This window comes from Flavobacterium xizangense, assembly GCF_054075145.1.
In genome coordinates, this window is the sequence record NZ_JBSIPG010000136.1 from 1 (window position 1) to 265 (window position 265).

At 34.0% G+C, this 265-nt stretch carries 1 protein-coding gene; it reads right to left on the bottom strand.

Annotation, left to right across the window (positions count from 1 at the left end; genetic code table 11):
• The coding region (locus ACWA1B_RS22825) for an efflux RND transporter permease subunit (protein WP_456910919.1) at positions 1-265 on the bottom strand (265 nt) is incomplete at both ends.

Here is a 265-nt window from a genome sequence, read left to right on the forward strand (position 1 = left end):
GAGTGCTTGGGTCGCAAACTCCACAATTAGAATTGCATTTTTACAAGATAGGCCAATACCCGTTAATAGAGCAATTTGAAAATAAACATCATTAGGTAAGTTAAAGATCTTGGCAAAAATAATAGTGCCCGTAATTCCTAAAGGTAGACCTAATAAAATAATGAATGGGATTTTCCAGCTTTCATATAAGGCTGCCAAACATAAGAAAATAAACAAAATAGAAATGACATATAAAAAGATAGCCTGCCGATTAGACTGCTGCTCT